General features: G+C 57.8%; 17 protein-coding genes. 9 read left to right on the plus strand and 8 right to left on the minus strand.

Annotation, left to right across the window (positions count from 1 at the left end; translation table 11 throughout):
- The first annotated feature begins 179 nt into the window (after positions 1-179).
- On the plus strand, positions 180-470 hold the full coding sequence (locus FGL86_RS09730) for a helix-turn-helix transcriptional regulator (RefSeq protein ID WP_147184379.1): 291 nt from the start codon (positions 180-182) through the stop codon (positions 468-470).
- Positions 471-545: 75 nt separating this feature from the next.
- On the opposite strand, the gene FGL86_RS09735 is transcribed toward FGL86_RS09730, so the two are convergent.
- Entirely contained in the window at positions 546-2354 is a 1809-nt protein-coding gene (locus FGL86_RS09735) for a peptidoglycan DD-metalloendopeptidase family protein (RefSeq protein WP_147184380.1), read from the minus strand.
- Positions 2355-3157: 803 nt separating this feature from the next.
- Here FGL86_RS09735 and FGL86_RS09740 point away from each other — a divergent pair.
- A complete protein-coding gene (locus FGL86_RS09740) occupies positions 3158-4867 on the plus strand; it encodes a DEAD/DEAH box helicase (RefSeq protein WP_147184381.1) in 1710 nt (569 codons plus the stop codon).
- A 108-nt stretch (positions 4868-4975) separates the two neighbouring features.
- Entirely contained in the window at positions 4976-6001 is a 1026-nt protein-coding gene (locus FGL86_RS09745) for a DMT family transporter (RefSeq protein WP_147184382.1), read from the plus strand.
- Here the strand turns inward: FGL86_RS09745 and argE are convergent.
- Both argE and FGL86_RS09755 read right to left on the minus strand, forming a co-directional pair.
- A complete protein-coding gene (gene argE, locus FGL86_RS09750) occupies positions 5998-7182 on the minus strand; it encodes an acetylornithine deacetylase (protein ID WP_147184383.1) in 1185 nt (394 codons plus the stop codon). The two genes, FGL86_RS09745 and argE, sit on opposite strands and share 4 nt — an antisense overlap.
- A gap of 521 nt (positions 7183-7703) precedes the next feature.
- Positions 7704-8564, minus strand: a complete 861-nt coding sequence (locus tag FGL86_RS09755) for an SDR family oxidoreductase (RefSeq protein ID WP_147184384.1) — start codon at positions 8562-8564, stop codon at positions 7704-7706.
- A 292-nt stretch (positions 8565-8856) separates the two neighbouring features.
- Between FGL86_RS09755 and FGL86_RS09760 the strand changes: the two genes are divergently transcribed.
- The gene (locus tag FGL86_RS09760) at positions 8857-9867 is read left to right on the plus strand and encodes a virulence RhuM family protein/type II toxin-antitoxin system death-on-curing family toxin (protein ID WP_147184385.1); all 1011 of its coding nucleotides are present in this window, start codon (positions 8857-8859) and stop codon (positions 9865-9867) included.
- 509 nt (positions 9868-10376) lie between these two features.
- Here the strand turns inward: FGL86_RS09760 and FGL86_RS09765 are convergent.
- Positions 10377-11696, minus strand: coding sequence for an IS1380 family transposase (locus FGL86_RS09765; protein ID WP_147184386.1), 1320 nt, complete (start codon positions 11694-11696; stop codon positions 10377-10379).
- A 420-nt stretch (positions 11697-12116) separates the two neighbouring features.
- On the opposite strand from FGL86_RS09765, the gene FGL86_RS09770 reads away from it, so the two are divergent.
- From FGL86_RS09770 to FGL86_RS09785, 4 genes are all read left to right on the plus strand, one after another.
- Positions 12117-12638, plus strand: a complete 522-nt coding sequence (locus FGL86_RS09770; protein WP_147184387.1) for a Pycsar system effector family protein — start codon at positions 12117-12119, stop codon at positions 12636-12638.
- On the plus strand, positions 12628-13431 hold the full coding sequence (locus FGL86_RS09775; RefSeq protein WP_147184388.1) for an adenylate/guanylate cyclase domain-containing protein: 804 nt from the start codon (positions 12628-12630) through the stop codon (positions 13429-13431). The genes FGL86_RS09770 and FGL86_RS09775 overlap by 11 nt, the downstream gene beginning before the upstream one ends.
- A gap of 112 nt (positions 13432-13543) precedes the next feature.
- Positions 13544-14422, plus strand: coding sequence for a hypothetical protein (locus tag FGL86_RS09780; RefSeq protein ID WP_147184389.1), 879 nt, complete (start codon positions 13544-13546; stop codon positions 14420-14422).
- A 320-nt stretch (positions 14423-14742) separates the two neighbouring features.
- Positions 14743-15543, plus strand: a complete 801-nt coding sequence (locus tag FGL86_RS09785; protein WP_147184390.1) for a hypothetical protein — start codon at positions 14743-14745, stop codon at positions 15541-15543.
- 240 nt (positions 15544-15783) lie between these two features.
- On the opposite strand, the gene FGL86_RS09790 is transcribed toward FGL86_RS09785, so the two are convergent.
- From FGL86_RS09790 to FGL86_RS09805, 4 genes are all read right to left on the minus strand, one after another.
- Positions 15784-19074: an AAA family ATPase gene (locus FGL86_RS09790; RefSeq protein WP_147184391.1), complete on the minus strand. Its 3291-nt coding sequence runs from the start codon at positions 19072-19074 to the stop codon at positions 15784-15786.
- Entirely contained in the window at positions 19071-20294 is a 1224-nt protein-coding gene (locus FGL86_RS09795; RefSeq protein WP_147184392.1) for an exonuclease SbcCD subunit D, read from the minus strand. Before FGL86_RS09795 ends, FGL86_RS09790 begins: the two co-directional genes overlap by 4 nt.
- A 160-nt stretch (positions 20295-20454) precedes the next feature.
- Positions 20455-20925, minus strand: coding sequence for a phasin family protein (locus tag FGL86_RS09800; RefSeq protein WP_147184393.1), 471 nt, complete (start codon positions 20923-20925; stop codon positions 20455-20457).
- Positions 20926-21162: 237 nt separating this feature from the next.
- Positions 21163-21603: a phasin family protein gene (locus tag FGL86_RS09805; protein ID WP_147184394.1), complete on the minus strand. Its 441-nt coding sequence runs from the start codon at positions 21601-21603 to the stop codon at positions 21163-21165.
- Positions 21604-21736: 133 nt separating this feature from the next.
- On the opposite strand from FGL86_RS09805, the gene nfi reads away from it, so the two are divergent.
- Positions 21737-22444: a deoxyribonuclease V gene (nfi, locus tag FGL86_RS09810; RefSeq protein ID WP_147184395.1), complete on the plus strand. Its 708-nt coding sequence runs from the start codon at positions 21737-21739 to the stop codon at positions 22442-22444.
- Positions 22445-22449 lie beyond the last annotated feature (5 nt).

The following is a 22449-nucleotide window of genomic DNA, read 5'->3' on the forward strand; positions in this document are numbered from 1 at the left end:
ATAAAATATGTCATGTTTTCAGCCGAGTCAATCACTCTCGCCGCCCATCCATCAGGCAGTATCGCGTGTAAAGACCAGCGGGGATTTAACTGCCTGGTTTTACATTGTTTAATAACCCTTAAAAATAAGAAAATTTTTTCTGGTAAAATTTATCTTATTTCAGGCTTTCAGGTAACGATATGGACCCATATCACATCAGCGGCTGGACCTTCTTCAGCAACCACACTCACGTATTGATCTGTTTGGTAGAGGGGCCCAATCGTACTCTGCGGGAAGTCGCGGCTCAGGTCGGTATTACCGAGCGTGCGGTACAGCGTATCGTGAGCGATCTTGAAGAGGCGGGTATCGTACGTCGGCAACGGGTAGGACGGCGGAATCTATACCAGCTGTTTCTGGATAAGCCCCTTCGTCATCCGCTCGAACGTCACAAAACCGTGAAAGACGTCGTCACGCTGATTACCGAGCGCTAGGCCGAAACCCAATCAAAAACACCTCGCCTGGGCGAGGTGTCTGAAGAACAAGCCAATGCGCTCAATGGTTCTGCATCAGCCGCCGTCATTGGCGCGAGCTTTCTGTGGAGAGCGGCTGGCCACCACGGCACCAGTCCTGCCGCTTTCTAGCTGAGCCAGCACCGGCTTGGATGCCTGCTTGAAGTTCGCCAGCGCCTGGCCGGAAAGGTTGCGGCTTTTGGGCAGTTCGACGCGCAGTGGATCGACCCGGTTGTCGTTGACGATCATCTCGTAATGCAGGTGAGGGCCAGTACTGCGACCGGTATTACCGGAAAGCGCGATCTGCTGGCCCATCTCGACCCGCTGACCCACGCGAACCTGACGCTTGGATAAATGGAGATAGCGGGTCTTGTAGCCGTTATCGTGCTGAATCACCAGATAGTTTCCCGCCAGCGGGTGGCGTACCGACTTGATCACCTTGCCCGCGGCAGGCGCCTTGACCGGCGTGCCCACGGGCAGAGCGAAATCGGAGCCGTAATGAGGGCTAATTCGACCGGTGACCGGATGCTTGCGGCGCAGATTGAATGACGAACTCAACCGATAGTGACCCTGGAAGGGATAACGATTGAAGGCCGGATCCAGACTATCGCCGTCCGGCGTATAAAAGTGATCGTCAGCCTCGTTACGTACCAGAGTCAGATCCTTCTTGCCACGATAGCGCACCGCCAGGATACGTGAGTCCAGGCTTTCTCCTTCGATCATGTCGGATTCCACCAGTACCTCGAACTGGTCGCCACGTCGTGTATCACGACGGAAATTGAGTTTCTTCGCCAGCAGCTGAGAAAGCTCCGCCACCTCTGCGGTAGAGAGTCCGGTTGCCTCCGCGGAGCGAGCGAAGCTGCCACTGACGGTGCCGGCGAACAGCCGTTGAGTGGCCTCGCCGGTTTTTTTCACCTTGGCGGTTTCGAAACCGCGGGAATCGCTACGCTCGATCAGATAGCCGTCCCGAGCATTACGCATGATGCGCAGTGCCAGGAACTTGCCTTTCTCGTCGACTTTGTAATCGAAGCGCTGGCCGACCCGCCAGTGAGTCAGTGCCCGCTTGTCCGGCAGGGTTTCGAGAAGCGTCATCGTTTCACTGTAACCAAGCCCCAAGGTCCGCTCTGCTAGCTCCGCGAAAGTATCGCCTGCATGTACTTCGTAAGTTTCCCAACGCGGCACATAGGCTTTATTGGCGACGATTTCTTCGCCCAGGAAGATCAGGTTGTCCCCGTCGATTCGCACCAACGCATTATCTAGCGGGTCTTCCGCCATATCGTCATCGTGGAAGTTCTCTTGGGTGACGCCGCTGTCGCGATAGGCCAGCTGCAAGGCCGCCTGGAGACTGAAGTCGGCAATCGATTGCTGCCGGGAATCCGTGGAGTCCGATGTGGGGAGAACGCCTTGGGTGGCATCGAAGGACGTGTCCGATGCTACGATCGACACCAGCGGTGTGCCTTTGAAGGTCGCTTCCCGCCGGTTACGTTCACTGGCATGAGCACTGGTGATGAAATCGAAATCGGCGATTTCCATGGCGGTGAACTGTGCAAGTGGTATGTGGCGCTTGGTGACTTCCAGCGCCCGAGAGGCGAACTCTACCCCTTGCGCAAGGGGAGAGCGTTGCAGAATAAGCGGCGATTCGTTACTCAAGCTTAATGCCCGGGAGTTCAGTACTTCGGGACTCAATACGTCGGCAGTGCGAACATTCGTATGTGATTGGAAATTAGTATTGTTCGCCGAGACGTTGGGAGCAGGGGTCTCTAGCGAATGAATGATCTGCTGTGCGCCCAGCACGGTAACCATGGTGGCAACGGGTAACAATAACAACTTATGGGTGCGGGGCAGCGAATGAAGGATTCCCATCATGAGTTTGAAAGCCCGTGACGTCTTTAAATGAATAATATATGGCGAATGCACTTTAACCCATGCGCCTTTTACTGCCTAGACTGTCCATTACTTCAGTAACGATGAAAAAAGGGCGCTTTTCATCGTTTGTACAAAAATCGCGAAATAAATCGAGTGTTTCGGCGATTTGAGGCGAATTTGTCTCGAGTTATCGGCAATTTCTGTACAAAAGCACGCCGCGTTATTTTTTGTAGTGTCTTGGCAACGAATTTTATTCGCCATGTTTGCTTCTGAACACTGGCGGCTGGTGTTGGCGCGTCACAGTGTTTCGCGATTGCCTTATTAGCCTTCCTGCCTTACCTCCGCGAGAAGCAAACAAGAAAAGGTTGTTAATACAAAAGTATTGGTGTTAATATGCGCCCTCCTCGCATGTGCTGACCCCGCCATCGTATTGGTTCGTTCATTGAAAAGGACGACGCTTTGCGGATGCCGGTCATGACCACCGACCGACGGTCGATGATACAAGTGATCACCGGTTATCCCGATAGCTAGATGGAGCGCCCAACCCCAGACGCCTGAGCGCGTTTGTCCGGCGCAAACGGTCGCCACAGAGGCTCGTGCCCTGCATCCCTTGATGCGAAGGTGTCGGTAAGCGCCACAACGGGGCTTATCGAAATCATGAGCCGAATGCCAGGTGCGACCGGCGTCCCCGCCCGCTTTATTCTCGTTCTTGCCCACGCTGGCAATGGCGATGATGACTGTGCTTTGGGCCAGACGCCTATTCATTTGTTGCCGGTTCATTCCGGCCAACCAAGGTGTGATTGATGACCTCGACTTCTGTCGCCTCGCCGAGCTTCGGCGATATGGCACTGCTGCCTGCCGTGCACTCCGCCCTCGAAACTCTGGGCTATGAGACCCCTTCGCCGATCCAGGCACAAACCATTCCGGCACTGCTGGAAGGCCGGGATATGCTGGGCCAGGCCCAGACCGGTACCGGCAAGACCGCCGCCTTTGCCGCTCCCTTGCTCTCGCGGCTCGAACTCGATCGCCGCGAACCTCAGGTGCTGGTGCTGGCGCCGACTCGGGAACTGGCGCAGCAGGTGGCGGTTTCCTTTACCAAGTACGGTCAGAACCTCAAGGGTCTGGAAGTCGCGACCCTGTGCGGCGGCCAGGAATATCGCGAGCAGTTGGGCGCGCTGAAGCGTGGTGCGCAGGTAGTGGTGGGAACCCCGGGACGCATCATCGATCACCTGGATCGTCGCAGTCTCAAACTTGACGGTCTCAGCGCCCTAGTGCTGGACGAAGCCGACGAAATGCTGCGCATGGGCTTTATCGATGACGTCAAGCGCGTCGTTGCGGATACTCCCAGTGATGCCCAGCGCGTGTTCTTCTCCGCGACTCTACCCAAGGAAATCGAGCGCATCGTCGATCGTTATCTGGTGGAGCCGGTCAAGGTCGCCATCGAAGCCAAGCAAGGCACAGCGGATAGCATCGACCAACGCCTGGTGCGAGTGGAAGGCGGCGCCAAGCTGGAGGCGCTTTCACGGATTCTCGAGGTGGAACCGGTGGACGGCGCCATCGTCTTCGTACGCACCCGGGCTGCCTGCACCACCCTGGTAGAGCAGTTGACCGCGCGTGGCGTCAACGTGGCCGGGCTTTCCGGCGATCTGGATCAGAGCCTGCGGGAGCGCACCATCACCCGGCTCAAGCGTGGCAAGGTGGACGTGCTGATCGCAACCGACGTGGCCGCTCGCGGCCTGGACGTATCGCGCATCACACACGTCATCAACTACGATCTTCCCCAGGACAGCGAAGCCTATACCCACCGCATCGGCCGTACCGGTCGCGCCGGGCGCAGCGGTATCGCGATCACCTTCGTCGGTAGCCGCGAAATCCGCAAGGTGCGTTGGATCGAGCAGGCCACCGGCCAGCATCTGAGCGATATGCCGTTGCCGGACGAAGCCGCCATTCGCGCTCATCGAGATGAATTGTTCCGCAAGCGCGTGGTTGGCGCCCTGACCGCCGGCACCGATGCCCAGCGTGCCATGGTCGAGAGTCTGATTGCGGAAGGTCAGGACCCGGTGGAACTGGCCTGTGCCTTCGCCGCCATGGCTCGCGCGGATGAAGCCCCCATCGGACGCCTGCAGGCGCCTCGTGAGCGCAGCGAGCGTAGCGATCGCCCCGGCCGTGACGGCAAGCCGCGTCGTCAGAACGATCGCGCTCCCCGTGAGGGCATGACCCGCTATCGCGTGGCGGTCGGTCATAAGGATGGCATCAAGCCGGGTCAGCTTGTCGGTGCCCTGGCCAACGAAGGCGGTATCGAAGGCGCGCGTATCGGCCGCATCGATATCCGCAACGAGTTTTCCGTGGTCGAACTGCCCAACGGGCTGCCCACCAGCATCCTGGCCAAGATGGCTCGGGCGCGTGTGGCCGGACGCCCGCTGGAGATCAGTGAGGATCGCGGCGCACCGGAGCGTGCGCCACGTCGGCGCCGTGACGGCGATGCCCCGATTCGCCGCCAGTCCCGAGCATAAGCTTTTGATTCGCCATCATTAAATGTGAAAAGGCATAGTAAGCAAGGCCGGGGTCAATCCCCGGCCTTTTCTTTTTAAAGCACCATCGAAAATAGAGGGGATAAGAAAATGTGGCAGCGTTTGTCCTGGCGACTGCGTGGCTACTTGATTACCGGCGCCGGCGTGCTGCTATTGTCGCCGGATGCCTTGTTCGTCAAGTCCATCGATGTGAATCTAGCGACCTTCATGTTCTGGCGGGGCCTGCTGCTCGGCCTGGTACTGTCGCTGATCGCCCTGCTGCGTTATGGACAGCGCCTGCCCGAAGCCATCGCGGCCTGCGGCTCCGCCCGACTGTGGTGTCCGCTGGCCTTCGCCGCCAGCGCCTGGTGCTTCGTCGGCGCCGCTCGTCTCACCGCAGCGGGCAATGCCCTGGTGATCATGAATCTCGCCCCGGTAGCGGCGGGGCTGATCGGGCTTTTCTTCTTCCACCAGCGGCTACGTACCCAAACCTGGGTGGTCATTGCGATCTGTGTGCTCGGCGCGAGCCTGATGGTGGCGGGAGAAGTGGGCAAGGGCAGCCCGCTGGGCCTGATCATCGCCCTGGGGATCCCGATCGCCATCGCCGTCAATACTACCGTGGCCAGCGTGCAGCCCGGGCGCAGCGGTTCCCGGCGCGGGGTGGATACCACCGTACTGCTTCCCATCGGGTGCGCGATCATCGTGCTTCCGGCGATATTGCTAGGCGGGATCGAGCTGCCACCGGCGGAAGAGCTGACGAAGCTGGCCCTGATGGGACTCTTCTTGCCCCTGGCTTACTACCTGATTCAGACCGGCCCGCGCTACTTGCCCGGTGCGGAGGTCAGTTTGATGATGATGCTGGAGACCCTGGTGGGCACGCTGATGGTCTGGCTGATCGTCGGTGAAGTGCCGCGACCCCTGGCGTTCGTCGGCGGCGCGCTGATTCTCAGTGCGATGATCGGCAGCGGCCTGCGCGATCTGCATCGTCAGCGGCGCAAGGTGGCCCGTGGTGCGCCGAACCCCCAGGTCATACTGGACAAGCGGCTCGAGGAGGAAAGCGAGTCGGAACAGCAATCATCGATGTCAGTCGATAACGACGCCGCCAATAGCGGTTTGTCGAAGGCGACGCAAGTTTAAGCGCCCAGGCGGCGTCCCAACGAGCGCATGAAGTCGACACCCGCTTCCAACTGAGTGATCTCGAGATACTCATCCGGCTGGTGAGCCTGGGCGATGCTGCCGGGACCGCAGATTATCGAAGGTAGACCGGCCCCCTGAAACTGCCCGGCTTCCGTGGCGTAAGCCACCGCGCCGGGTTTTTTTGCGTCCATCGGTGCATGACGCAGTAGTTCACGACACAGAAGCCCTCTACAAAGACATAGGGCCTCGGCGTTATCCCGATCCGCCAGTGCCGGCACGGTCCTGGAAAGCGCCTCGGTATTAATACCGGTTTCCGGCGCGCGCTTCTGCATCTCGGTCTCCAGTTCCCTGGCGTAGTCATCCACCCGCTGGCGCAATTCCTCCGCGCTGTCCTGAGGCAGATGGCGAATCTCCCAGTCGAACTCGCATTCCCGGGCGGTAATATTGATCGCCGTGCCGCCTTGGATCTTGCCCACGTGCAGGCTGGAATGGGCGACGTTGAAGGCGTTGTCGATACGCCCTTCGCGCTTCAGGTCCGCCATGATGTCCTCGATGCGGGTCACCAGCCGCGCGGCGACGTGAATCGCCGACACGCCCTGATCGATCTGACTCGAATGCGCGGCCCGCCCCGTCACTCGAGTACGGAAATTGGTGCTGCCTTTATGAGCCACGACCGGCTCCATCAGCGTGGGTTCGCCGACGATCACCGCGCCGGGACGTGGATGATTCGTCATCAAGCGCTCGATCAGCCTGGGCGCGCCCAAACAGCCCACTTCCTCATCGTAGGAAAACGCCAGATAGATAGGCGTTTGCAACTCCTCTTCGATCCAGGTTGGCACCTGAGCGAGGGCGCAGGCGATAAAGCCCTTCATATCACAGGTGCCACGACCATAGAGTCGACCGTCTCCTTTATCTATCAACGTAAAAGGATCCGTCGTCCAAGGCTGGCCATCCACCGGCACCACGTCCGTATGCCCCGAAAGCACAACACCGCCGGCCACTTCCGGGCCGATACGCGCCAGCAGATTGGCCTTGCTGCCATCGTCGCTTTCGATACGCTCGAAGGGCACGCCATGCTCCCCGAGATAGTCTTCGATGAATTCGATCAACGCCAGGTTGGAATCCCGAGAGACCGTGGGAAAACCCACCAAGGCTTCGAGAAGTTCACGTGCGTCCTGCATAACCTCGCCTCCGGTCAAGAACACTATCTGCAGGTTACCATGCCTGGATGGAATAAGGAGCGGTGGGGTTTGCTGAACCAGGTCAGTATCGGGCCAACTCTATATGGTTATAAAATGCCGTTTTTTGACACGTCGGCGAAATATGTCGATGGTGTCGACATATGCGGATCGCTGATTATTTTAATTTCGGCTAAAAATTAAAATAAGGCTCGGCGCTATTTTAAAGAAGCATCACCTTTAACGAGGCATCACCTTTCTTCGTGGACGCCGTAGCGGACACACTACCAGCACATTTATCCATGTTATGTTGCCGAGTATGCTTAAGCCGATGAGAAACGCGGAGGGAAGAATGATGAACAGGTCGGAGATCATGTTGCTGCTTCAGCAGCACCTCCCTATCGTAGTCCGTCAATTCGATGTCAAGGGATTGGCGATTTTTGGCTCTGTGGCACGTGATGAAGCCGAGAAGCGCAGCAAATTGGCAGTTTCCTTCTGAGATTCATGATTTTCCGACAAGATCGTTACTCCCTTTCATCCTTGGTAGAACGCAGCAGCACCCGATCCAGGGCGCGGGTGCTCAGAATGCGCCTTAGCGTCGCGAACAAATGGGTAGGAAATGTCACCGCGTAGCGGGCTCGTGGCCGGGGGCTTTCCAGGGCGTGGATCAGTTTGGTCACTACCGCGTCGGCGCCGAGGGTGAAAGGGGCTTCTTTCTCTTGATTGACCAGTCGAGCTTCCACATGGCGATAGGTATCGGCGTGGGCGCTGTGGGTGGTGTCGATATTCGCCTTGAAGGCGCGGTAGGAATTCTCACGGAAGCGGCTGGTGATCGGGCCGGGCTCGATCAGGCTGACGTGGATGCCGCTGCCGGCAAGCTCCAGGCGCAGGGTGTCGGTGAGCCCTTCGAGGGCGAACTTGGAGCACACATAGGCGCCGCGATAGGGCAGGGCGGCGATACCCAGCACCGAGCTGTTCTGCACGATGCGCCCATGGCCCTGGGCTCGCATCATCGGCAGTACCCGGGCGGTGAGGTCGTGGGTGCCCAGCAGGTTGGTTTCCAGCTGAGCCCGCAGCACCTCACGCGAAAGATCCTCCACCGCGCCGGGCTGGCCGTAGGCGCCGTTGTTGAACAGCGCCGTTAGCCGCCCGCCGGTGCGCTCCCGCACCGTCGCTACCGCGGCCTCGATCGAGTCGCTGCTATCCAGGTCCAGTGCCAAAGCCTCCAAGCCTTCCTCCTTGAGCCGGGACACGTCCGCCTCTGCGCGGGCGGTGGCGAACACCCGCCAACCCCGGGCGGCCAAGGCATGAGCCGCAGCGTAGCCGATCCCGCTCGAGCAGCCGGTGATCAGGATGCTGCGCGTCGTCGTGTCGGATGCTTCCACTTTACCTTGTCTCCTTTTATCTCTATCTCAGCCGCCGATCAATCTCGCTTGGCTGGTCCTGTTCCCCATTGGCTCGACCTGAATCTGCACCGGCATGTGTTCGTGCATCTCCTGGGCGTGGGACACTCCCTATCCAGATGCGGCATGGCTCGAGCCTATCATGGCGCCGGCCATGTCGTGATGCACATGGGGTGTGCCGCCTGACCAGGCGATTGGCGCCTTCGATTGCTCTGACGTAGATTATAAGCCCATGATTCTTAGGCGCCGAGATGGCGCTGGAGGAGATAACGGCATGAGCACCGAGGGCCAGGCGCCTATCGTCATCTATCAGGATGCAGGTCAGGCGGTGGAAGTGCGGCTGGACACCGAGCGGGATACGGTCTGGCTAAACCTACAGCAGCTATCGGAAGTGTTCGATCGCGACAAGTCCGTGATCTCTCGACATCTGCGCAACATTTACAAAGAGGGAGAATTAGAGCGGAAGGCAACCGTTGCAAAAAATGCAACAGTTCAATCTGAAGGTTCTCGGCAGGTACGCCGGCAAATCGAGATCTACAACCTCGATGCCATTATCTCGGTGGGCTATCGCGTCAACTCACGACGCGCGGTGCAGTTCCGCCAGTGGGCCACCCGAGTGCTACGCGAGCATCTCACCCAAGGCTGGACGCTGAATCGTCAGCGTTTCGAGGACAATGCCCGCGAGCTCGAAGCTGCCATAGCCTTGATACGCCAGACGGCCCAGAGCCCGGCGTTGGATACCACCAGCGGTCGCGGCCTCATCGATATCGTCACTCGCTACGCCCAGACTTTCCTGCTGCTGCAGCGCTATGACGAGGGCCTGCTGACCGAGCCCAGTGCCCGTCCGGGCGGTCGGCTACCCAGTCTGGATGAAGCTCGTGCGGCCCTTGCCACGCTCAAGGCCGAGCTGATCACGCGAGGAGAGGCCTCTGATTTATTCGCCCGGGAACGCGGCGACGGCCTGGGAGCGCTTCTGGGCAACCTGGACCAGACTATCTTCGGAGAGCCGGCCTACCCCTCGGTGGAAGCCAAGGCGGCGCATCTGCTCTACTTCGTGATCAAGAACCATCCCTTCGCCGACGGCAACAAGCGCAGCGCGGCCTACCTCTTCGTCGACTTCCTCTATCGTAACGATCGCCTGCTCAACGATCACGGCGAGGCGGTAGTGAACGACGTGGGGCTGGCGGCTCTAACGCTGCTGGTCGCCGAGTCTGATCCGGCCAACAAGGACACCATGATCCGGCTGATCATGAACATGCTGGCCAGCCCGAAGGATGATTCCTGAGTTTTCCTGTAGTCCTCAGGCGTGATGGAGGCAGTAGACGGCGCTCGAGTGAGGGCGCAGCCGATTGAAGCCCTGCGAAATACCTGTTTTTCGACATTCAGTCAGGCATATCTAAAAAAAGAGGGCTTTTTCGCCTCGTTATCGGGATATGCCGATGGCGTCACTTTCTCGATCATGAAGGAATGCGCTGGGCGCTAAAAACATTTCATGCACCCAATCCGGTTAGGTCGATGACCGAGGACGGTGACGAGACCGCTCTCTAGCGGGCTGACTGATACCTTTGAATATGGAACGGCTGATAAGCGACCACAAGCAGTGCGACTGGTTTCATCCAGAAAGCTAGCCCGGATATTGCACCGGGCCGGCCAGACGCTCCCAGATTCCAGGCTCGGTGGGGGTGATGGCGATCGGGGTTGAGATTGGCTATTTCTTGATCAATTTCCTGGCTTCAGGGCGCACTTCCCCCAACCCCCATGTCTTTTCTGTGCCGGGGACAGCACGCTGCGACGCTATCCCGGCACCAACTTGCTGGCCAGCGTCAGGAAAAGGTCTTGCTCGGGATACTGGCTGCTCAGCATCAACCGGATAGTGCGCGTGTTGCGGGTGATGACGGCGCCGATCTTCAGCAGCTTCAGGCGGATGGTGTTGACCTGGGCTTGGGCGAAGGCGGTGCGTTTGAGGTAAACCCGACGCATCCGTTCCAGCAGCAGGTAGGCCAGCCCCGAGAGCAGCAGCCGGTACTGGTTGGGCCACCACTCGTGACAACTGGTGCGGTCGGAGAACAGGAACTGCTGCTCCTTGATGCGGTTCTCCATCTCGCCGCGGGCGCAGTAGCGATTATCGTAGAGCCATTCGGCGCTGCAACCCCGCAGGTTGGTGACCACATAGCGGGTGTTGACCCCGCGCCGCGTGGTCTCGGACTTGACGATCACCTGTCGTCGGCGTTTGTTCCAACTGCCGGCGGCGTACTTGATGAAGCCGAAGACACGCTGCTTCTCCCAGGTCTTCTCGAAGCGGATGGCCGACGCGTAGTCGATGTCTAGAGCCAGCTTGGCCAGGCGCTGGTTGCCGGCGATGCCGATGATGTAATCGACGCCGTGGCGGTCGCACCAATTGAGGATCAGCGGGCGGCAGAAGCCGCTGTCGCCACGGAAGACGATCTTCACATCGGGCCATGCCTGGCGCAGCCGCCGGACCAGCAGAGCGAGGATGGCACCGGCGTGGTGAGCGGCATCCAGCGAGGCCGGGCGCAGGTAGCTGACCAGCAGCTGATCACCACAGAACACGAACAGCGGCAGGAAGATGTAATGGTCGTAGTAGCCGTTGAAGTGCCGCCCGAGCTGCTGGCCGTGCACCCGGTCATCGGTGGCATCGAAGTCGAGGTAGAGCGGCTTCTTGGGCGGCTGCCGGAACGAACGGATGAACTGCTCGATCATCTCCTCGTGGATGGCGACCGCCCAATCCCGGCCGGCCTGCTGTTCGAAGCGACACAGGGTCGACTGGCTGGCCAGCACGCCATCCGTATTGACGGCGGTCTGTAGGGCGATGTCATGACGCAGGGCATGGTGGTCGTTGAGATCTTCATAGCCCATCGCCAGGCCGAACACGCGTTGCCGGACCAGAGTTTCGGTGCGATGCAGGCAGCGCTGCGGGTCACGATCATCGCTGATCCGGCGGGCGACGGCGCGAGTCAGGCCCACCTCACGATCCATCTGCCGCAGCAGCAGGATGCCGCCGTCGGAGGTGACATCACCGCCATCGAAGCTGGCGAGGATCTGACGGCCTTTGCAGCGTGGAAAGGCGGCGGTCGGCGTGGTACATTTTGTCATGGCGGCTGAGTCGGTTGGTTCTTGTATAGGAGCTTGAATTATAACCGATTTTCAGCCGCTTTTTGCATGTCTGGTGCAATATCCGGGCTAGCCCGATCTATATTGCTGCCTGCCGAGAGAGCGGCCATCGATATCAAGATTTCAACCAAGGAGGGTATGCGATGAAGGGCCGCCGGGGAGCCTGCTATCGACCCAAAGCGGCCATGCCGGCAATGGCGGCGGGCACGTTTATCCGTGTTATACAGCCGGCACAATGATTGGTGTTATATGGCCAAATCATACTTGGTTTTAGAGGTTTCAGTGAGTTAGGGGCGGGCGACTTGCCGCATAATACTGTTAAATGGGCCGGCGCGTTCAAGTCGGTAAATGTGCTGGCCATCTAATACATTTTAAATTGCTATGGATGAACTCAGAGACACGTTGGAATCAGTAAACGATTGGCTTAAGTTCGCAGAAGCGAAAAATGCAGTCGTGGTCGCAGCTTCGGGGTTTGCCCTGTGGGCATCAGTAAGGCTCATCCTGTCGAACGAAACAGGATGCTATGCTAGTGCCTACTTTGCAATTTTATCTGTTTTCCTACTTGGTGGTTTTGTCACCGCCTTGCTTTCATTTTTACCCATTCTCAACTATAGGTGGATCGTGCCTGCGCCTAGTAGATTGGCTAACGGTAATTTGCTGTACTTCGGATATCTGGCAACACTTTCGAAGAAGCAAGTGCTAGAAGCGTATATAAAGGCAACGGAATCAAAAGAATCCGATGTGAAAGAAATTGACGGAATGTACGCTGAGCAAATAATTATAAATTCGCGAATTGCATTTGCAAAATACGGAATGTTTGAATTCGCAATTAAAGTTCTGTTATTCGGGATTTTGACGCCAGTAATCGCTGTCCCGGTGTTTTATTTTTCACGAAAAAAGAGAGTAAGCATAGATGGTTTCTGATGACCAAGTTCTTCAAAGCGTCAAGGCAATAATTGATGATGCAAGGGCATTGTATAAGAAAAGTGCATCGATAACTTTGCGGAACTCGATCCCTGACACAAATCAGATTCCAATCGAGAATCCGCAGAACTGGTTAAAGATTCCGGATGTGAATTGTGTGTTTGTGGATATGAGAGGATCCACGCAACTAAGCGCATCTAGTCATGAAAACAGTACCGCGCGTGCTTATCAACTATTTACTGGGACAGCAGTCAAATTGTTCAGCGACTTTGAATCGCCCTATATTGATGTTCGCGGAGATGGAGCGCTCGCTTTGTTTGACTCAGGGCAGGCATATAGAGCACTTGCAGCAGCGGTCACGTTTCGCACTTTTGCAAAAGAAGAGTTTATTCCGTTAGTTAAAGATAAAACTGGGATTGATATTGGATGCCATGTTGGAATCGATTCGCGAACGGTTCTCGTAAGAAAAATTGGTTTTAAGCGCTATAGGGGGCGTTCAGATCGTCAAAACGAAGTTTGGGCTGGAAAGCCCGTAAATATGGCAGCGAAGCTCGCTTCAGAATCTGGCGACGACGAGCTACTTGCCTCAGATCGATTCCATCGGAAGCTTAGCAGTCGGTATGCGTTGAAATCATGTGGTTGCCCAAATGATGAAGTCGTCAACCTGTGGGAGCAGAAAGACGTCACGGATGATGATCGCTTCGATTTCGATACGGCTTATACACTCGGTAGCATTTGGTGTAAAACTCATGGACGTGATTTTTGCAAAAATCTACTCGCTGCTGACGATTAGCAATTTAACAAAGGGCTCCAGCCGACGCTTGACCGCTCCCGTCTTTCGCTGCCGCTCCAGTTGGTCGCCGTTAAGCGCGGCTAAGCTTTATCGTTATGCACAGGGGGAGTAAATGACCATAGTCGCTGCAATGAAATTTTCTGATCGGATCTGCGTTTTGTCAGATACGATGATCACTGATCATGGAAATACACGGCACAACATAATCCCTGGCAGATTGAAATCTATAGTCATTAATGAATGGCTCACGATATCGTATGCAGGTCTTTCTACCCAGGCAATGGATGCCGTAAGAGAGCTTTATAGAGACGATAATCTAACTACTGCAATAGCAATAGATCACCTGATTAATGTTTCAGGTGCCTATGGCGGTGAACTCGACTTTATACTTTGTTCTCATGAGAACGAGACCAGGTTGGTTAAAGTTTCTAATGGGAAAATCTTTGAAGGTGGTAGTGCCTACTGGATAGGAAACGGCCAGGCGGCAGCGGAACTATCAAATATTCCAATGCCTGATTCGAAATATGAAGACTTGCCTGATTATATAGCCCCTAAGGAAATGATATTTAAAAATACCTTTCATCGGTTTATGAGGACTAATCGATGTGAAGGGGTGGGCGGAGCTATCATCGATTGCCTATGCTCCCCTTACGGGCACTGCTACATCACTCATGCAAGCGCATTTTCTTGGGATACTATTATTCTAGGGAAAGATGATCCTACTAAAAGAGAAGCCCTAAATAAGACAGGGATGTACCATTATGAGTACAACGTCTGCTCTACCTCTGCTAGAGGGCAAGCGATAGTTGGATTCTACTTGGGGCAGGCGGGTATAGGGTTTATTTATGATCCAGTTCATGATGACGAAGCAATGAGAGTTGAAAATATTAATACATCGGAGTTTTCATATCTTGTTGAAGATGCGGGTAAGGTTTTAGCGAATAGCAGGAAAAACAATAAAATACAGCCGACGCCTATCGGCGCTGGCTGATTTCGGCGTTATATATAAGCTCTCAAAGACAGCTTCTGGCCGTTAACGGCTATGTGTCGGATTCCAGATGATCAAGTGAGGTACAAGAGTTACCTTCTGCTGACAGCACAGAAGCCAGGTAAGCACCATCTTCATTTCGCCGGCCGGGAGGCCCGGATGGAGGTCGTGAGGGGGCACACATGAATAGCGCCATAATCTTGCTTGGCTGCTGAAACATATGGGATAGGTTTAGGGTCTTGGAAGCGCCCACCCTAGCCTGGTGTTTGGTAATGGGGAGCTTCTTAAGCTGATGGATGGTCCTGAGGAGAGCGAGGTAGTGTATGGATGCTACAAAGGTAATGGGGATAATCGGTGCGATCGCCGTTTGGGTGCTCCTCTGGAAAGCACTGCCTGTGCTATTTGAGCGGGTTGGCATGGTAGTGGTGCGCTTTCTCCCTCGTCGTGGAAAGCAGAACGATCAGGAAACTGTTCGTAGGGGACTGAGTGTGAGCCGTGAGGGAATTCTGCGGTCAGCGGCTCTGATCGTTGTGGGAATGGTTATCTATATGCCTACGCACGTCAGGTTAGGAGGAAACTCTATGACTGATTTCGCGTATCGGTTTGTATGGGAGCTGGGGGAAAGCCGCGACGGTTGGCATGCTATTGAACCTGCTATGAGCATATTGATTGGCCAGGTGGTCGTAGTGGTTGTTATAGCCGGTTTTCTGGCAGCTACGGTCCCTTCGAAGAATGGAGTGAAGGGAACAAAAAGCCTAGATATCGGTGAAATTGGTGGGGATCATATTGGGTGTTACCTTTTTGGCATAGAAGGTGATGAAAACAATCCGCCCTCTTATCATTCATTGGCAACAAGCCGGGAAGAGCTTGTCTCGGATATTAGAGAGCTTTTAAGTGACATGGCTCAGCATAAGCGCGATTTAGTTGAGTCGTCACCGGTGGCCGCGCGACATGAGAAGGATTTAAAAATTATTATGGATGCCTATAAAAATGTCGAGGATCTTATAAAAAATCATGTTTTAACTAATGATGAATCTCCTTTCCTTAGGGTTTCTGGGGTTAATTTATTCTTGAGGAAAGGCGTTAGAATGCGTCAAAAATCAAATGGGAAGTATGTAGAATAATAAAAGTAGTCTTGATTTGGAGGATGGTGTTCACTGTGTGCTCGTGAGCACATGAGAGCGATGTGAACCGGCTACCGGCATGTGAAATTCGGCCATTTTCCTTACACGCGACGGCCGCTTCTGGCCGAAAGTTGCCACTCCGATCCGGCATGACAATACCAAGCTGTTACCAAATCTATCTCCATGTTGAAACTAGCCCACTAGGCCAATTTCAACGTGGCGATTTATCCCATCGCGCGATCAACCACTCACCAATCTCGCCCGACTGGCGCCATTACCCAGCGGTTCGATACGAATCTGCACCGGAATTCGCTCGTGCATTTCCTGTACATGGGAGATCACCCCGACGCGGCGACCTTGGGCCTGTAGCCCATCCAGGGCTTCCATGGCGAGTGCCAGGGATTGGGGGTCGAGGCTGCCGAAGCCTTCGTCGATAAACAGCGATTCGATGCGTAGCTGTCCCGAGGCCATGGAGGCGAGTCCCAGGGCCAGAGCCAACGAGACCAGGAAGGTCTCGCCGCCGGATAGCGAATGTGCCGAGCGGCGTTCGTCCCCCATGTCGCCGTCGATCACCAGGATGCCGAGTTCGCTGCCGCCCCGGGTCAGCCGGTAGCGCCGCGATAGCGAGGCCAGATGGGCATTGGCGTGATCAAGCAGCTGTTCCAGGTTATAGGCCTGGGCGATGCGCCGGAAGGCCTTGCCGTCCGCGGAGCCGATCAGTTCGCTGATGCTGCTCCAGCGATGCTGCTCCCGGCGTGCCTGCTCCAGCTCATCTAGTACTTCACGCTGGTATGCGCGGCGACGATCGTCGTCGAGCAGGGCGTGCCGGGCCGCGTCGCGACGCTGCTGGATGGCGGTTTGGCGCTCCGCCAGTTTGGTTTCCTCGATAGCGAGGCGTTCGCTCCATGCGGTGATTCGGGTCTCGATATCCTCTCCAAGCAGCGACTCGTCGCTGACGTCGGCAAAACGCTCGCGGCGATGATCCACCAGGGTCTGGCGGCGTTCCTTCAGGCTGACTTCGGCGGCATGACGCTCACGCTCCGCCTTCTGCAGACGCTCGCGCTGAACCTGACGGTCAGCATCGGTGATGGCGAGCAGGGTCGTCAGGGCGGCGTCATCGAGCTGCGGGTGCCGCTCGCGCCAGACGTTCAATTTCTGGTCGAGCTGCCCGTGCTCTTCCTTGAGCGCCGCCAGCCGTTGCTGCTGATGATCGAGAGCCTGGCCTTGGCGCTGCACCTCGCTGGCGGTCTGCTGCTCGCGCTCCCGTATCTGGTCCGCCTGCTGGCGGGCATTCTCCAGGGCGCTGTCGACACTTGCCTGCCAGTCCGCTGGGCTGGCGTGATCGCTCAGGGCTTCGCGCAGTTCCTGCTCCAATCGTTGGCATTGTTCTGCTAGCGGGGACAGTTCGCTATCGAGAGCGGCGAGGCTCTGTTCCTGCTGTTCGCAGCGGCTGACCAGCTTGCCGAGTTCGACTTCCTGGCGCTGCAGGGCATCGCGCAGCGGCGCGATGCCTTGCTGGGTCGTGTCAAAGGTCTCGAGAGCCTGACGAGAGTCGCGCCAATGCCCCTCGGCTTGCTCTCGATTGTCGCCCAGCCAGCCGGCGGCATCCGTCTGTTCGAGCAAAGAATGACCGTCGGGTTGATCGAGCAGGCTAGCGCGATGGGCGGCGGTCTCTTCCGCCAGCTTGGCGATTTGAGCGGCGTTCTGGGTCAGCTGCGCCTGCAGCGCCCGATATTGCCCCTGCAAGTCATGATGCCTTTCTCGAGCGGACTCGACGGCCTTCGCGGCTTCGTGGAGCTGGCGATTTTCCTCGCGCTCGGTGGCCTCGAGCTGTGCTTGGGCGGGTTCGCTCGGCGGCGCATCGCGGTAGGGATGGCTGAGGCTACCGCATACTGGGCAGGGCTGGTCGTCGCGCAGTTGCTGGCGCAGCAGGACCACGCTCTCGCTGCGGGCGGCGCGCAGTCCGTCGATGCTGGCCTGTAGCCGGTGCTGCCGGTTTTCCACTTCCTCGAGTCGGGCCTTGGCCGCCTGACCCTGTTCCAGCAGCCAAGACTGTTGCCGGGTGTCGCTGTCCTGTTGCCGGCGCAGCGCATCAAGGTGCTGCTGGCAGTCATGCCACTGGCGCCAGTGCCGCTCGAGGGTTTGCAGGGTCTGGCGCCGCCGGTCGGCCTGCTCCTGTTCGACGAGCAGGGCGCGCCGGGCGGTCAGTGCATCGGTATGTTCGCCCAACTGCCGGCGCAGGGTGGCCTGCAGGTTGTCGAGTTCCTGGTATTGCCAGCGATAGTCCGTCTGCAGTTTGTCCTGTCGCTGACGATCTTTTGCCAGCGTATCGATGATGCGCTGGCGGCTGGCCTGCTTGTCCCGTCGCTGATGCTCGCAGCGATCGCGTTCCGCGGCCAGTTCTCGCGCCGTCTCGATCAAGGGGAGCGCCGTTCGGCGGGCCTGGATGGCCTCCTCTAAAGAGCTGTCCGCCTGACGCTTTTCCTCGATGGCACGGGCATGTTGCCGCTCGGCTTCGCTCAGCGTCAGACGCGTGGAAGCGCACTGCCGTTCCTGATCGCGGCACTGGCCTTCCAGCGTCTCGCGGCGCTGGAAGCGGTGGCGCTGCGGAGCGAGCTGTTCGAGCCTGTGTTCCTGTTCGCGTTGTTCCGACAGGGCATCGTCGTCGCGGTGCGCTTGCTCCAGGCGTTGGCGAGCATCCAGCACGGCCTGGGCCAGGTGCTGGTCCTGCTGCAGCCAACGGCGTTCTCCTTGCAAGTGAGCGGCCTGGGCCCGAGCCGCATTCAGCTCAGCTTCGCTCTCGATGGCCTCGTGCTCGAGCTGGACGCGGGCCTCCGCTTCGGCGGGAGGCTCGCCGGCCAGGCGCTGCTCGAGTTCCGCTACCACCTGCTGGGCCTGCCGGGCGCGACGATAGGCGGCAATCGAGATCTTCGAGTATTCGCCGGTATCGGTGAGCTTCTCGAGCAGCTCGCTGCGGGCATTGTCGTCCGCCTTGAGAAAGGCGGAAAACTCGCTTTGGGCGAGTAGCACCGCCCGGGTGAACTGTTCGAAGGAGAGGCCCAGGCGCTTCGGGAGCAGGGCGTCGAACTCGCGCTTCTGGGCGGTCAGCAGTTGTCCGTTCTCCAGATCAATGAGCGACTGCTCTACCGCTTGCAGCTTGCCTTCAGGCTTGTTGCGGGCCCGGCGCACGAACCAGCGCGCCCGGTAGCGGCGACGGTCGCGACCGAGGAAATCGACCTCGGCGAAGCCGCTGGCGCAGCCACGGCGCAGCAGGGTGCGGGGGTCGAAGCTGGTAATGTCCGTGGCGCCGGGATCGGGAATGCGCGCCTGATCCTGACGGGCGCCGCGCAGGCGCGGGGTACTGCCGTAAAGTGCCAGGCACAGGGCGTCGAGCAGGGTACTCTTGCCGGCGCCGGTCGGGCCGGTAATGGCGAACAGGCCCTGCTCTGCCAGCGGGGCGCAGGTGAAGTCGAGTTTGTGTCGACCCGCCAGAGAGGCGAGATTCTCCAGGCGAATGGCGAGGATCTTCATGCGGGCCCCTCGTCGTCCTGCACCGTCTGCAGCAGACGATCGAAATCCTCGAGTATGCGGGGTGTCGGCTCGCTGCCGTAGCGCTTGTGCCAGGTGCGCTCGAAGAGTTCACGAGGACCGAGGCTGTCGAGAGTCACGCGGGGTTCATGGGTGTCGTTCATGCTATCGGGAAAGCGCGTATGAATGCGCAGCAGTCGCAGCGGCTTGTCTTCGAGGGCGGCTTCCACTCGGACGCGCAGATCGGGGCAGGGCGCGGTGAGTTCCACGCGCACCTCCAGCCAGGGCCAGCGCTGGCGGGGCAGGCTGTCGTCCTCGGTGAGGTCGTCGAGTTTGCGCAAGGCCTGCTCCAGAGGCAACGGACCCACTCGGCGCAGTTCCACCGAGCGCGGGATCCGCAACGCTTCGACATTCGCCAAGGCGTCGCTCTCGAGGGTGACCTCGACGATCTGATGCGGGTAGTGGGCTTCGGAGAAATCCATGGGCAGCGGCGCGCCGCTGTAGCGAATGCGCGCCTCGCCGACCTGTTGTGGGCGATGCAGATGCCCCAGCGCCACGTAGGTGATGTCCTCGGGAAACAGGCTCGCCGGCAGGGCTTCCTCGCCACCGATGACGATGGGACGCTCGCTCGCCTCGGAGACGCTGGCGCCCTGCAGGTGGGCATGGCTCATGGCCACCAGGGCCTGGCCGGGCTGGCGGCGTTGGCGGGCGCTGTCGATCAGCTCGCGATGCACCCGAGCGATGCCCGCCACATAGTCGTTGATATCGCCGCCGGTCACTTCCGCCGGGCGCAAGAAAGGCAGGGCCAGACACCAGGCACGAGTCTCGCCTTGGGCGTCGTGCAGCGGAATCAGCAGGCGATCGGTATCCAGTTGGCCGTCATCGTGCCACTGCACCCGTCCTCGAGGGTGAGCGTTCAGGCGTTGCATCAAGGGCGCCGGCAGTTCGATGCGGTTGCCGCTGTCGTGGTTGCCGGCGATCATCACGATCTCGAGCCGCGGCAGGCGTTCGTGAGCGCCGACGATAAAGTCGTAAAGCAGCTCCTGAGCGCGCAGTGAAGGATTGACTACATCGAAGATATCCCCGGCGATCAGCAGCGCATCCGGTTGCCGAATGGTTAGCGTCACGAGCAGCCAGTCAAGGAAAGCGAGATGTTCCTCATGGCGTTCCTGGCCATGGAAGGTCTGGCCGAGATGCCAGTCGGCGGTATGGAAAAGCTTCACGTCTTGCTCCAGCAGCGAGGCACTAGTGTAAAGCGTGAAGGGAGTAGTGTGCTAATTCAGAGGACACGAAAAAAGCCGCCACTCATCCGAGTCGCGGCTTTTGAACTACTCTACTACGTTGGCTGAATCAGGTTGGCCAAATCAGCCGACGATAGGCAGTTTACTTCTTGGAAGCGGCTTTGGCCTCTTTGGCGCTTTCGTCGACTTCCTTTTCACCTTCTTTTGCTACTTCTTCCACTTTCTGCTGACCGCGCTCCATGTTCTTCTGGGCGACTTCCTGGCCACGCTGCATGGCGTTCTGGGTCAGTTCCTGGCTCTGCTGCATGAATTCCTGATTGATGGACTGAATCTTTTCCATATCGGACTTCATCTGCTCGCCGGCTTTCTTGGCGGCTTCCTGCTGCTCTTCCATATAGTTGCGCAGGTCGTCAGCACTACGAACTTCGATGGCGGAGCGCATCTGGCGAAAGCCAATTTCAGTGTAGGTGTCGAGCGCTTCGCGCTGAACGTTAGCCAGCTTCTCGGTGTAATCCAGCATCTTGCTGGCAAAGGAACTCGCCGGGCCGGAAAAGACGGACGCAAACTGCTGCTGAGCCTGGTCGATATTCTCTTTTACATTAGTATTAGCCATTATAATGCTCCTTATGTGAAACAAAGTGAGTAAGTCGTCGATAACAACTTTATTGTTCTGATGCGGTGCAGCATAACAATGCTAATGCTGCATTGCACTATGAAATAAGCCGTTTTTGGCGGTTTTTAAGAAAACCGTACTTCCGAAGCGAGTGCCGTCACTCGAAAATATTAGAATATTAGTTATTCTGGGGCGTTGACCTAGCGCCAGCTAGGGCTGCCTGATGATCGCGATGGTTTACTTCTTGGAAGATGATGACTTGGCACTCTTCATGTTGTCTTCCACTTGCTGCTCACCGCGCTGCATGTTCTTCTGAGCGACTTCCTGGCCGCGCTTGGTGGCTTCCTGGGTCAGTTCCCGGCTCTGCTGCATAAAGTCTCTGTTGATGGAGACGACTTTGTCCGCATCGGCCTTCAGACGCTCGCTGGCTTCCTTGGTCACTTTTTGCTGTTCTTCCACATAGCTGCGGAAATCGCTGGGGCTCTTGATCTCGAGAGCGGCGCGAGCTTTGTGGAAGCTTAGCTCGGAATACACCTTGAGGGCTTCCCGCTGGGCGCTGACCAGCTTCTCTGCATAGTCCAGCATCATATTGGTGTAAGCGCGGGCCGGCCCGGCGAAGACGGATTCAAACTGCTGGTTAGCTTTTTCGACGTTAGCGTTGATATTGGTAGTAGCCATATAAGTGCTCCTTGCGAGAATTAGTGATCAAACCATTAAATTGATGGTTTTCTTCATTTGGTGACATCAATTATAGCAAACTTTATGCTGCATTGCAATATGAGGGTAAGCTCCTTTATCGATAGGGTTACTTATGACAGCACTACACGACTGGACGTTGAGTCCAAACGAGGCCATTGCGCTGCAGAAGGAACTGGCGCCGCGTATTGAGACCCGGGATCGTCTGGGTGAGGTAAAACGTATCGCCGGGGTGGATATCGGTTTCGAGGACGAGGGAGAAACGACTCGAGCCGCGGTGGTGCTGCTGGCCTGGCCGGGGCTGGAAACTCTGGAAGAAATCGTCCATCGCGAACCCACTCGCATGCCTTATATTCCGGGGCTGCTGTCCTTCCGTGAGATCCCCGCTGCCTTGAATGCTTTCGAGCGCCTGTCTCAACGGCCGGATCTGGTGATGGTGGATGGCCAGGGCATCGCGCATCCGCGTCGGCTGGGAGTGGCGTCTCATCTGGGGCTCTGGCTGGAATTGCCGACCATTGGCATCGCCAAGTCGCGGCTGTGCGGGCGTCATGGTGACGTGCCGGAAAAGTGTGGGGATTGGACGCCCTTGACGCATCGCAAGGAAATCATCGGCGCGGTGCTGCGCTCGCGGGAGAAGGTCAAGCCGGTGTTCGTGTCGCCGGGTCACCGAATTTCCTTGGACACGTCCATCGATTGGGTAGTGAAATGCCTTGCGGGTACCAAACTGCCGGAGCCGACCCGACGGGCGGATCGGCTGGCTTCACGGCGGGGCAAGGCCTTCGCCCACGAAAAGCGTCAGGGTGAGTTGGGGATCGGTGACTGAGCCTG

This window comes from Pistricoccus aurantiacus, assembly GCF_007954585.1.
Lineage (GTDB): Bacteria > Pseudomonadota > Gammaproteobacteria > Pseudomonadales > Halomonadaceae > Pistricoccus > Pistricoccus aurantiacus.

What these genes read in the sequence shown, in the direction of transcription:
- argE (WP_147184383.1), bottom strand. Translation starts at nt 7,182, where the DNA reads ATGCAGGACGCACGTGAACTTCTCGAAGCCTTGGTGGGTTTTCCCACG.
- FGL86_RS09760 (WP_147184385.1), top strand. Translation starts at nt 8,857, where the DNA reads ATGAGCACCGAGGGCCAGGCGCCTATCGTCATCTATCAGGATGCAGGT.
- nfi (WP_147184395.1), top strand. Translation starts at nt 21,737, where the DNA reads ATGACAGCACTACACGACTGGACGTTGAGTCCAAACGAGGCCATTGCG.
- FGL86_RS09800 (WP_147184393.1), bottom strand. Translation starts at nt 20,925, where the DNA reads ATGGCTAATACTAATGTAAAAGAGAATATCGACCAGGCTCAGCAGCAG.
- FGL86_RS09765 (WP_147184386.1), bottom strand. Translation starts at nt 11,696, where the DNA reads ATGACAAAATGTACCACGCCGACCGCCGCCTTTCCACGCTGCAAAGGC.
- FGL86_RS09780 (WP_147184389.1), top strand. Translation starts at nt 13,544, where the DNA reads ATGACCATAGTCGCTGCAATGAAATTTTCTGATCGGATCTGCGTTTTG.
- FGL86_RS09775 (WP_147184388.1), top strand. Translation starts at nt 12,628, where the DNA reads ATGGTTTCTGATGACCAAGTTCTTCAAAGCGTCAAGGCAATAATTGAT.
- FGL86_RS09790 (WP_147184391.1), bottom strand. Translation starts at nt 19,074, where the DNA reads ATGAAGATCCTCGCCATTCGCCTGGAGAATCTCGCCTCTCTGGCGGGT.
- FGL86_RS09805 (WP_147184394.1), bottom strand. Translation starts at nt 21,603, where the DNA reads ATGGCTACTACCAATATCAACGCTAACGTCGAAAAAGCTAACCAGCAG.
- FGL86_RS09785 (WP_147184390.1), top strand. Translation starts at nt 14,743, where the DNA reads ATGGATGCTACAAAGGTAATGGGGATAATCGGTGCGATCGCCGTTTGG.
- FGL86_RS09745 (WP_147184382.1), top strand. Translation starts at nt 4,976, where the DNA reads ATGTGGCAGCGTTTGTCCTGGCGACTGCGTGGCTACTTGATTACCGGC.
- FGL86_RS09730 (WP_147184379.1), top strand. Translation starts at nt 180, where the DNA reads ATGGACCCATATCACATCAGCGGCTGGACCTTCTTCAGCAACCACACT.
- FGL86_RS09740 (WP_147184381.1), top strand. Translation starts at nt 3,158, where the DNA reads ATGACCTCGACTTCTGTCGCCTCGCCGAGCTTCGGCGATATGGCACTG.
- FGL86_RS09735 (WP_147184380.1), bottom strand. Translation starts at nt 2,354, where the DNA reads ATGATGGGAATCCTTCATTCGCTGCCCCGCACCCATAAGTTGTTATTG.